Origin of the sequence: Actinomadura sp. 7K534 (assembly GCF_004348575.1) — a bacterium.
Classification (GTDB): Bacteria; Actinomycetota; Actinomycetes; order Streptosporangiales; family Streptosporangiaceae; genus Spirillospora; species Spirillospora livida.
Window position 1 is genome coordinate 1 of record NZ_SMKB01000253.1, and the last position, 9,847, is coordinate 9,847.

The following is a 9,847-nucleotide window of genomic DNA, read 5'->3' on the forward strand; positions in this document are numbered from 1 at the left end:
CCCGCCCGTCGCCGCCCGCGGCGGCGCCCCGCACCGGCATCCCCGACCCGAGCCACTCCCCCGCACCCAGGCCGGTCCGCCCATGAACCCACCTGCCTTCCAGCGGGCGCTCGACACGCTGCGCGAGATCCTCGACGGCCCCGGCGTACGGCCGGAGCTCGACCTCGAGGACATGCCCGCGCCGCAGAGCCTGGCCCCGCACGCGGCGGCCATGTCCGGCAGCGTCTACCGCGACGACGACACCGAGGTCGCCACGGGCCGCCTCATCGTCCTGTACGACCCGGACGGCCGCGGCGGCTGGACGAACGGCTTCCGCATCGTGGCCTACATCCGCGCCGACCTGGAGCCCGACATCGCGGCCGACGAGCTGATCGGCTCCGTCGCGTGGGACTGGCTGCTGGAGGCGCTGGAGCCGGCCGGCTACGCGGGCGTGTCCGGGACGATCACCCGCGCGGTGTCGGAGAGCTTCGGCGACAAGCGCGACGAGCCGTCCACGACCGAGCTGGAGCTGCGCGCCTCGTGGTCCCCGACCGGCGACGATCTCGCCGGTCACGTGGCCGCGTGGTGCGAGGTGATGTGCACGACGGCGGGGCTGCCGCCGTCCGGAGTCGCCGCGCTTCCGAACGGACCGGGCGGCGCGGGCGGCTGAGCGACGTACGGTAGGGGACGTGAGCACGGCGTCCGAAACCGGGGCGGCGGGGGAGAACACGAAGGAAGTGCGCCTTTCTCGTCGGCCCGTGTCCCCGCGACCCCGGTCGGTGCGCCAACCCGAGGATGAGATGGGTTCAGCAGGAGTGTCCGATACGCGCGCCACCGGCTCCCAGCGGGACACCGGTGCGGAGGAAGGGGCCGCCGCAGGGCGGCCCGGGACCGTTCCAGCGCAGGCCGCGGCGGAGCCCGGCCCCGCGGACCGGGAGGCCGGCACCGGCCCCCCGGCCGTTCCGCTGCTGGAACCGCGCGAGGGCGTCCCCTCCGTGGTGACCGACGCCGCCGAGCTGGAACGGGTGATCGCGGCGTTCGCGGCGGGCAGCGGCCCGGTCGCGGTCGACGCCGAGCGGGCCTCCGGCTACCGCTACGGGCAGCGCGCCTACCTGATCCAGATGCGCCGCGCCGGCGCCGGCACCGCGCTGATCGACCCGATCGCGTGCCCCGACCTGTCCGCCCTGGACGCCGCGCTCGCCGAGACCGAGATGGTGCTGCACGCCGCCAACCAGGACCTGCCGTGCCTGGCGGAGGTCGGGCTCGTGCCGCGGCGGCTGTTCGACACCGAGCTGGCCGGGCGGCTACTCGGCTACCCGCGCGTCGGGCTCGGCTCCATGGTCGAGAACGTGCTGGGCTTCGTGCTGGAGAAAGGGCATTCGGCGGCCGACTGGTCGACGCGCCCCCTCCCGGAGGACTGGCTGCGCTACGCCGCGCTGGACGTCGAATTGCTGGTCGAGCTGCGCGACTCGCTGCAGGACGAGCTGGAGTCCACCGGCAAGCTCGACTGGGCGCTGGAGGAGTTCACCGCGATTCTCGCGACCCCGCCGAAGCCGCCGCGCGCCGACCCGTGGCGCCGCACGTCCGGCATCCACCGGATCCGCAACCGGCGGGCGCTCGCCACCGTCCGCGAGGTGTGGGAGGCCCGCGACCGGATAGCCCGCGAACGGGACCTGTCGCCCGGCCGGGTGCTGCAGGACGCCGCGATCATAGAGCTGGCGCAGAAGGCCCCGAAGACGCCCGCCGAGCTGCAGGCGCTGCCGACGATGCGGGGCCGCGGCGCCCGCCGCCACCAGTCGGCGTGGCTGCGCGCCGTCGCCCGCGCCCGCGACCTGTCCGAGCGCAGGCTGCCGGAGGCCAACGTCCCCGGCGACGGCCCGCCGCCCGCGCACCGCTGGGCCGACCGCGACCCCGAGGCCGCCAAGCGCCTCACCGCCGCCCGCGCCGTCGTCGCCGCGCTCGCCGACGAGCATTCGATGCCGTCGGAGAACCTCGTCCAGCCCGACACCGTCCGCCGGCTGGCGTGGACGCCGCCGGCGGAGCCGTCGGTCTCGGCGGTGGCCGCCGCGCTGCACGACCTCGGCGCCCGGCGCTGGCAGATCGAGCTCACCGCCCAGCCGATCGCCAAGGCCTTCCTCCGCCTGGAGTGCAAAGGAGATCTCTGAGCGCCTGGACGACGTACTCCGAGGACTGGGTATCCCGAGGACTACGCCGTCCAGGGCCGGGACCGTACGGCGGGCGGCGGCCGCGTTCAGCGCCCGCTGTAGAAGTCGGCGTACTCCTCGCGCAGCACCTTCTTGTCGAGCTTTCCGACACTGGTGGTGGGCAGTTCGCCGACCACGAGGATCTCGTCGGGCAGCTGCCACTTGGCGAACGTGGCGGACAGGTGCGTCTTGAGCTGGTCGACGTCGGCCTCGTGGCCGGGTTCGGGGACGACCAGGGCCACCGGGCGCTCCTGCCACCGGGGGTGCGGCGCGCCCACCACCGCGGCCTGCCGGACCGTCGGGTGGCCCATCAGGGCGTTCTCCAGGTCGATCGAGGAGATCCACTCCCCGCCGGACTTGATCACGTCCTTGAGCCGGTCGGTGATCTTCAGGTAGCCGTCGGAGGTGATCACCCCGATGTCGCCGCTGCGCCAGTAGCCCCGGTGGAACTTGCCCCCGTCGTCGGACTTCCAGTAGCTCTCGGTGATCCACGGGCCCCGGATGCAGATCTCCCCCGCCGACTTCCCGTCGTGGGGCAGGAACTCGCCGCCCGACCCCAGCAGCCGGACGTCCACCCCCGCCACGGGCAGCCCCTGGGAGCGCTTGAGGTCCCAGCGCTCCTCCTCGCTCAGCCGCTCCTCCAGGGAGGGCTTGGGCCGGTTGGACGTGACCAGCGGCGTGGTCTCGGTGGCGCCGTACCCGTGGATGATCGAGGCCCCGGTCAGGTCGTGGAAGCCCCTGATCAGGCTGAGCGGCGGCTCGGTGGACCCCGAGATCATCCGCGCCTGGGACAGGTCCGGCGGCTCGGGCAGCGAGCGCAGGTACTCCAGCATCGGCGCGAAGATCGCCGGTGCCCCGTTGGTGACCGTGACCTCGTAGTCCACCATCGCCTGGGCCAGCACCCCGATCTCCTCGACGGAGTAGCGCCCCGGCAGGACCACCCGGGCCCGCGCGTAGACGGCCACCTGCGGCAGGCCCCAGCACTGGGCGTGGAACATCGGCGTCGTCAGCAGCACGTTGTCGTGGTCGCCGACCGCCTGGTCGGCGGCCCACATCATCGTGTGCAGCACGATCCCCCGGTGGGAGTAGAACACCCCCTTGGGACGTCCCGTGGTGCCGGTGGTGTAGCACGCGCTGTAGGCCGAGGTCTCGTCGATCACCGGCCAGCCGAACTCCTCGTCCTGCCGGGCGAGCAGCGCCTCGTGGTCCAGGGGGCCCGGCAGCGAGGTCTCGATCTCCGCCACTGGCCGGTCGCTCATCACGACCCAGTGCCGCACCTGCGGGCACCGTGCCGCCAGATCCTCGGCCACGCCCAGCAGCGACTCGTCGACGCACACCACCGTGGCGCCCGCGTGCTCCACGACGTACGCGAGGTCGTCGGCGGCCAGCCGCAGGTTCATCTGCAGCATCACGGCGCCGGTCCCGGGGATCGCCCAGTACAGCTCGAAGTGCCGCAGGTGGTTCCAGTCCAGCACCCCCACCACGTCACCCGGCCGTACGCCGATGCCGTCCAGCATGTTCGCCGTCCGCGCCACCCGGCGCCACGTCGCCTCGTACGACGTGCTGCGCCACGCGCCGGCCGCGTCCCGGAAGACGATCTCCTGCTCCGGATGGGTCACCACCGCCTGGCGGAACAGGTTCGTGGTGTTCAGCTGGTAGCCGTCCCCGTGCGTCGACGGATGACCGGTCACGAATTCAGACAAGGTGTCACCTTCCTTCTGCCCGACTCGTGTCGGGGACTCGAGCGGGATTCCACTGCCCTCGGGCGCCCCACGGCGGCCCCGGGGCGCTCAGCGCAGTCCGAACTCCCAGTTGCCTCCGTCGCGGTACTGCGAGAGCACCCGCCGGCCCACGCTCTGCACGTGCACCTCGTCCGGTCCGTCGTACAGCCGGGCGAAGCGGGCCGCCCGGTACATGAAGCTCAGCGGCAGGTCATCGGTGAGGCCAGCCGCGCCGTGCACCTGCAGCGCCCGGTCGACGACGTTGTGCAGCATCCGCGCGCCCACCACCTTGATGGCGCCGATCTCCACCCGGGCCTCGTCGCCGCGGTCGATCTGCTCGGCGGCGGCCAGCGTCATCATCCTGGCCGCGGAGATCTCGGTGTAGGAGTCGAAGACGAACTGCTGCATCAGCTGCTTGTCCGCGAGCGGGCCGCCGAACGCCTCCCGCTCCCGCAGCCGGCGGCACATCAGGTCGAACGCCCGCTGCGCCTGGCCCAGCCAGCGCATCGCGTGGAAGATGCGGCCCGGCCCGAGTCGCTCCTGGGCGATCCGGAAGCCGTTGCCGCGCTCCCCCAGCAGGTTGGCCTCGGGGACGCGGACGTTGTCGTAGACGACCTCGTAGTGGCCGTGCTCGATGCCCAGCACCGGGGTGTCGCGCTCGATCACGTAGCCCGGGGTGTCGGTGGGCACCAGGATCATGCTGAACGCGGAGTGCGCGGGCGCGTCGGTCTCGGTGCGGCACATCACGGTCGTGTACGCCGCCTGCTTCGCCCCGGTGGTGAACCACTTGCGCCCGTTGATCAGCCATTCGCCGTCCTGGAGCACCGCCGTGGTCCGGATCCCGGTGGGGTCCGAGCCGGCGACGCCGGGCTCGGTCATGGCGAAGCTGGGCGAGATCTCGCCGGCCACCAGTGGCCGCAGGTACCGCTCGCGCCACTGGGGGGCGGCGTGCCCGTGCAGCATGAGCGAGTCCTGCAGCGTCCAGGTCCCCAGCGCGAGCTGCCCGAACTCGCTGCGCCCCTGGACCTCGTTGATGAAGACGTAGTCCAGGAAGGGCAGTCCCCCGCCGCCCAGCTCGGCGGGGTGCCCGAGCGCCCAGAGGCCCTCGTCCTTGGCCTCCCGCTGCAGGCTGGCGAGGAGCGCCTCGGCCTCCGCGCCGCCCCGGTGCAGCACGGGCTCCGCCGGCTCGACCCGCCCGACGACGAAGTCGTGGACGCGCGCCCTGAGCCGGCGCAGGTGTTCGGGGACGTGCGAGCCCATCAGCGGTTCTCCTTCGGGTGCGGCGGGTGCGGGACGGCGGGCTCGCCGCGCCCCGCGGGACGGGACGCCGCCGGGCCGGTCATGCTTCCGGGTGGCTGATCGCGGCGCCCAGGTCGAGGCCCTGGAAGTCGCCGGGTGCCGCGACCTCGGTGATCGGGTCGTCGCGGTCGTCGAACTCCAGCCGCAGCGCCCTGGTCATCGTGGCGTGCATGTCGTAGAGGCAGGTGATGTAGGTCAGTTCGAGGACCTCCTCGTCGGACAGCTCCGCGCGCAGGGCCTCGAAGACGGCCTCGTCCACGCGCCCGCCCGCCATGACGAGCGCGTCGGTGTAGGCCAGCACGGCGCGCTCCAGCGGCGAGAACAGCGTCGAGACCTCCCACGACCGGACGGCCTCGATCTTCTCCTCGGCGAGGCCGAGCGACCGCAGGGCCTTGCAGTGCTGGGAGTAGACGAACTGGCTGCCCCGGGTCCAGCCGGCCCGGGTCTGGCCAAGCTCGCGCAGCACCGGGTCCAGCTTCCGGTCCGGGTTCCGGTAGAGGGAGAACCCGCTCACGGCGTGCCGGAAGACGTCGGGGACCAGTGCGAACACCGTCCACCAGTCACCGGGGGTACCCGTGGACGTGCCCGGCTCCTCGACCGGGTCGCGGTCGGGGAACAGGCGCTGGTACATGGCGAGGATGACCTCGTCCTGGACTTCGGCGCGGCGGACCTGGCGCAAACGCGGCATCTCTATCTCCTGGCGGCTAGAAAACACGGGCGAGTTCTCTTGATATCAGAAACGTGCTCCTTGACACGGGAAGACCCTCGGTCCAGAATACATTTCTGGCCCACAGAAAGAGGTCCCCGTGTTCGACCCGTCCGACGTCGTCGACCACGTGCGCAACGGGATGCTGCCCGCGCACATCTACAACGACTCCGAGATCTTCGCCGCGGAGCGCGATGCGATCTTCTCCCGCTCCTGGGTCTTCCTGGCGCACGAGTCGGAGATCCCGCAGGTCGGTGACTACGTGGTGCGCCGCGTCATGGAGAACTCCTTCATCGTCAGCCGCGCCCGCGACGGCGCGGTGCACGCCATGTTCAACATGTGCCTGCACCGCGGCATGCAGGTGTGCCGCGCCGAGCAGGGCAACGCCTCCCACTTCCGCTGCCCGTACCACGGGTGGTCCTACCGCAACGACGGCCGCATCGTGGGCCTGCCCTTCCACCGGGAGGCGTACGGCGGCGAGACCGGCTTCAGCAAGCGCGGGCAGCGGCTCCTGCCCGCCCCGGCGATGGACACCGTCAACGGCCTGATCTTCGTCTCGCTCGACCCCGAGGCGCCCCCGCTGCGCGAGTTCCTCGGCGACTTCGCGTTCTACCTCGACTACTACACCCGGCAGAGCCCGAGCGGGGTCGAGGTGCTCGGACCCCAGCGGTGGCGGGTCAAGGCGAACTGGAAGATCGGCGCGGAGAACTTCGCCGGGGACATGTACCACACCCCGCAGACCCACGCGAGCGTCGTGGAGATCGGGCTCTTCCGCGAGCCGAAGGCCGAGAAGCGCAAGGACGGCACGACCTACTGGGCCACCAGCGGCGGGGGCACCACCTACAAGCTGCCGCCGGGGACGCTGGAGGAGCGCCTGCGCTACGTCGGCTACCCCGACGAGATGATCGAGCGGATGAAGCGGGTGTGGTCGGCCGAGCAGCTCGACCTGATCGGCCGCGACGGCTTCATGGTCTCCGCGGCGTCGGTCTTCCCGAACCTCAGCCTCGTCCACAACTGGCCCAGGGTGGCCGACTCCGACGACGTCCTCCCCTTCGTGTCGCTGCGCCAGTGGCAGCCGATCAGCGAGAACGAGACCGAGGTGCTCTCCTGGTTCCTGGTCGACAAGGAGGCGCCGGAGGAGTTCAAGGCGCTGTCCTACAAGGCCTATCTGATGTGCTTCGGCAGCAGCGGGATGTTCGAGCAGGACGACGTGGAGAACTGGGTCTCGCTGACCGCCACCGCCGCGGGCACCATGGCGCGGCGGCTCCTCCTCAACGGCCGGATGGGCATGCTGCCCGACGGCTCGACCATCGCCCCGGCCCTCGGCGATGACGAGTGGGCGGGGCCCGGCGAGTCCCGGATCGGGTACGGCGAGTACAACCAGCGCCACCTCATGAACCGCTGGGCCGACCTCATCGAGGCCGGGCCCGTGCGGACCGCGGCCGTCACCGTCGGCACCCCGGGAGAGGACGCCGCCCGATGACCGCGCACATCCCCGTCTCCTCCGCCGACAGCCCGCTCGGCGCGCACGCGACCAAGGCCGCCCCGGTGGGCGACCCGCTCCCGTTCGCCGATCCGGTGCACCTGGCCGCCCACCAGTGGCTGGTCGACGAGACCTACCTGCTGGACCGGCAGGAGCTCGAGGAGTGGCTCGCCCGGATGACCGAGGACGTCCACTACTACATGCCGATCCGGGTCACGACGTCGCTGGGCACCGGCTACGACACCGCCCGGCGGATGGCGCACTTCGACGAGGACCTCTACTCCCTGCAGCGCCGGGTCGCCCGGCTGCGCACCGAGCACGCCTGGACCGAGGACCCGCCCTCGCGCCTGCGCCACCACCTGTCCAACGTGCGCACCTTCGCGACCGACGTTCCCGGGGAGATCCTCGTGGAGTCGGCGGTCCTGCTCTTCCGCAGCCGCGGCGACGTCAACGAGCCGTCGCTGATCTCGGCGGGGCGCGGCGACGTGCTCCGGGACGTCGGCGGCGCCTGGCGGCTCGCCCGCCGCCACATCGCGGTCGACGAGTCGGTGCTCCGCACCCAGAACCTGGCGGTGTTCCTGTGAGCCAGCACTGGGAGGGCGAGCGCGAGGACCGGGAGCGGGCCAGGGCGGCCGCGGAGGAGCTGGCGGCCCTGCGGGCGGGGCGGGTCGGCGAGCCGCTGACCCTCGGCAACGAGTTCTCCGAGGTGCGGGTGAGCCTCGTCCAGACCCGCAACGGCGTGCGCCTGCTGATCGAGGCGACCAAGTCCGGCCAGTGGGTCACCCTGGACCCGCTGGAGCTCGAAGCCCTCACCTGGCAGGCACCGGCGACGTTCTCCGCGATGGTCGGCCACCCGTTCTCCTCCCTGTTCCCCGACCAGGACGACGACAGCGAGCGCGACACGAGGGAGTCGGCTTCATGAGCGCCCCCGTGCTGGACGGCCGGCGGGCGCTGGTCGTCGGTGCCGGGTCGGGCATCGGCCGTGCGGTGGCGGAACGGTTCGTCGCCGAGGGCGCGGCGGTGGTGGCCGTGGAGCGCGACGAGGCCAAGTGCGAGGATCTGCGCAAGTCGGTGCCCGGGATCGACGTCGTCCAAGGCGACGCCTGCGAGTCCTCGGTCAACCGGGAGGCCGTGGACCGGTGCCGGGAACTGCACGCCGGGCTGGACACGCTGGTCCACTGCGTCGGCATCTTCGACTTCTACCGCTCCCTCGACGCCGTCGACGAGGACGCCTTCGACGACGCCTTCGACGAGATGTTCTCGGTCAACGTGCGCTCGGCCATGCACGGCGTCCGCGCCGCGCTGCCGGAGCTGCGGCGCAGCGGCGGGAACATCGTGCTGACGGAGTCGACGTCCGCCTACCAGCCGGGCCGGGGCGGCGCGCTCTACGTCTCGACCAAGTTCGCGGTCCGCGGGCTGCGCATCGCGCTGGCCCACGACCTCGCCCCCGAGGTCCGCGTCAACAGCGTCGCACCCGGCGGCACGGTCGGCACCCGGCTGGCCGGTGCGCGGGCGCTGGGGCTCGACCAGCAGCGCCTCGACGGCCCGGACCGCGCCGCGGACATCGCGTCCCGGGTGCCGCTGGGGATCGCCCTGTCCGGTGAGGACCACGCCTGGAGCTACCTGTTCCTGGCGTCCCCGATGTCCCGCGGGATGACGGGCACCGTCCTCCACAGCGACGGCGGCGTCGGCATCAAGGGCTGACGCCGCGCCCACCGACAACGACACGAGAACCAGGAGTCCCGAGTGCCCATCCTGAAGGCGGACGCCGCGGCCTGCCAGGGGTATGCCAGCTGCGTCATCGCGGCCGACGACTACTTCGACATCGATGACGACGGCCTCGTCGTGCTGCTGTCCGCGGAGGTCCCCGAGGCCGACCGCGAGCGGGTCGACCGCGCGGCCCGCGCCTGCCCCGCCGCGGCTCTCCGGCTCGAGGGAGCATGACCGGCGACGTGGTGATCGTCGGCGCCTCGGTGGCGGGGGTCGCCCTGGCCCGGACCCTGCGTTCGGGCGGCTTCACCGGACGCGTCCGCCTGGTCGACCGGGAGACCGAGGAGCCCTACGACAAGCCGCCGCTGTCCAAGGGGCGGCTGGAGGAGCCCGTCCGGCTGCTCACCCGTCCGGAGGCGGAGCGGCTCGGGCTGGAGCTGCTGCTCGGCGTCGAGGCGACCGGCCTGGACACCGCGGCCCGCCGCCTCGCCCTGTCCGACGGAAGCCGGATCGGGTACGGCGCGCTGGTGATCGCCACCGGGGTCCGTGCGAGGCCGTCGCCTTGGAGCGGTCCAGGCGTCCACGTGCTGCGGACGCTGGCCGATGCGCGGGCATTGCACGCCGACCTGGCCCGAGGCGGTGACCTCGTGGTGGTGGGCGCCGGCTTCATCGGGGCGGAGGTCGCCAGCACCGCGATCGACCAGGGGTGCCGGGTCACGTTGGTGGATCCGCTGCCCAACCCTCC

At 72.5% G+C, this 9,847-nt stretch carries 11 protein-coding genes; 8 read left to right on the top strand and 3 right to left on the bottom strand.

The window, feature by feature from the left end; all coding sequences use genetic code 11:
- The first annotated feature begins 82 nt into the window (after positions 1-82).
- On the top strand, positions 83-649 hold the full coding sequence (locus tag E1266_RS31430) for a DUF3000 domain-containing protein (RefSeq protein WP_132053248.1): 567 nt from the start codon (positions 83-85) through the stop codon (positions 647-649).
- A gap of 130 nt (positions 650-779) precedes the next feature.
- On the top strand, positions 780-2,144 hold the full coding sequence (locus tag E1266_RS31435) for a ribonuclease D (protein WP_132053250.1): 1,365 nt from the start codon (positions 780-782) through the stop codon (positions 2,142-2,144).
- 86 nt (positions 2,145-2,230) lie between these two features.
- Here the strand turns inward: E1266_RS31435 and E1266_RS31440 are convergent, their stop codons facing one another.
- The 3 genes from E1266_RS31440 to E1266_RS31450 all read right to left on the bottom strand — a co-directional run bounded on the left by E1266_RS31440 (position 2,231) and on the right by E1266_RS31450 (position 5,891).
- On the bottom strand, positions 2,231-3,874 hold the full coding sequence (locus E1266_RS31440; RefSeq protein WP_243719114.1) for a long-chain-fatty-acid--CoA ligase: 1,644 nt from the start codon (positions 3,872-3,874) through the stop codon (positions 2,231-2,233).
- A 99-nt stretch (positions 3,875-3,973) separates the two neighbouring features.
- A complete protein-coding gene (locus E1266_RS31445) occupies positions 3,974-5,164 on the bottom strand; it encodes an acyl-CoA dehydrogenase family protein (protein WP_132053254.1) in 1,191 nt (396 codons plus the stop codon).
- A 79-nt stretch (positions 5,165-5,243) separates the two neighbouring features.
- Positions 5,244-5,891: a carboxymuconolactone decarboxylase family protein gene (locus E1266_RS31450; protein WP_132053256.1), complete on the bottom strand. Its 648-nt coding sequence runs from the start codon at positions 5,889-5,891 to the stop codon at positions 5,244-5,246.
- A gap of 118 nt (positions 5,892-6,009) precedes the next feature.
- On the opposite strand from E1266_RS31450, the gene E1266_RS31455 reads away from it, so the two are divergent.
- From E1266_RS31455 to E1266_RS31480, 6 genes are all read left to right on the top strand, one after another.
- Positions 6,010-7,392 carry an aromatic ring-hydroxylating dioxygenase subunit alpha gene (locus tag E1266_RS31455; RefSeq protein ID WP_243719116.1) on the top strand — a complete coding sequence of 461 codons (1,383 nt, stop codon included), beginning with the start codon at positions 6,010-6,012 and terminating at the stop codon, positions 7,390-7,392.
- Positions 7,389-7,976 (top strand): 3-phenylpropionate/cinnamic acid dioxygenase subunit beta, encoded by a 588-nt coding sequence (locus E1266_RS31460; protein WP_132053258.1) that lies wholly within the window; start codon positions 7,389-7,391, stop codon positions 7,974-7,976. Before E1266_RS31455 ends, E1266_RS31460 begins: the two co-directional genes overlap by 4 nt.
- On the top strand, positions 7,973-8,314 hold the full coding sequence (locus E1266_RS31465; protein ID WP_132053260.1) for a hypothetical protein: 342 nt from the start codon (positions 7,973-7,975) through the stop codon (positions 8,312-8,314). Before E1266_RS31460 ends, E1266_RS31465 begins: the two co-directional genes overlap by 4 nt.
- Positions 8,311-9,096, top strand: coding sequence for an SDR family oxidoreductase (locus E1266_RS31470; protein WP_132053262.1), 786 nt, complete (start codon positions 8,311-8,313; stop codon positions 9,094-9,096). The genes E1266_RS31465 and E1266_RS31470 overlap by 4 nt, the downstream gene beginning before the upstream one ends.
- A gap of 42 nt (positions 9,097-9,138) precedes the next feature.
- Positions 9,139-9,336 (top strand): ferredoxin, encoded by a 198-nt coding sequence (locus E1266_RS31475; RefSeq protein WP_132053264.1) that lies wholly within the window; start codon positions 9,139-9,141, stop codon positions 9,334-9,336.
- Positions 9,333-9,847, top strand: a 515-nt coding sequence (locus tag E1266_RS31480; RefSeq protein WP_132053266.1) for an NAD(P)/FAD-dependent oxidoreductase, incomplete at its 3' end; no start/stop codon positions are given. The genes E1266_RS31475 and E1266_RS31480, both read left to right, overlap by 4 nt.

Excerpts from the sequence above, each read along its gene's own strand:
- E1266_RS31430 (WP_132053248.1), top strand. The coding sequence starts at position 83 with ATGAACCCACCTGCCTTCCAGCGGGCGCTCGACACGCTGCGCGAGATC.
- E1266_RS31435 (WP_132053250.1), top strand. The coding sequence starts at position 780 with ATGGGTTCAGCAGGAGTGTCCGATACGCGCGCCACCGGCTCCCAGCGG.
- E1266_RS31445 (WP_132053254.1), bottom strand. The coding sequence starts at position 5,164 with ATGGGCTCGCACGTCCCCGAACACCTGCGCCGGCTCAGGGCGCGCGTC.
- E1266_RS31450 (WP_132053256.1), bottom strand. The coding sequence starts at position 5,891 with ATGCCGCGTTTGCGCCAGGTCCGCCGCGCCGAAGTCCAGGACGAGGTC.
- E1266_RS31460 (WP_132053258.1), top strand. The coding sequence starts at position 7,389 with ATGACCGCGCACATCCCCGTCTCCTCCGCCGACAGCCCGCTCGGCGCG.
- E1266_RS31470 (WP_132053262.1), top strand. The coding sequence starts at position 8,311 with ATGAGCGCCCCCGTGCTGGACGGCCGGCGGGCGCTGGTCGTCGGTGCC.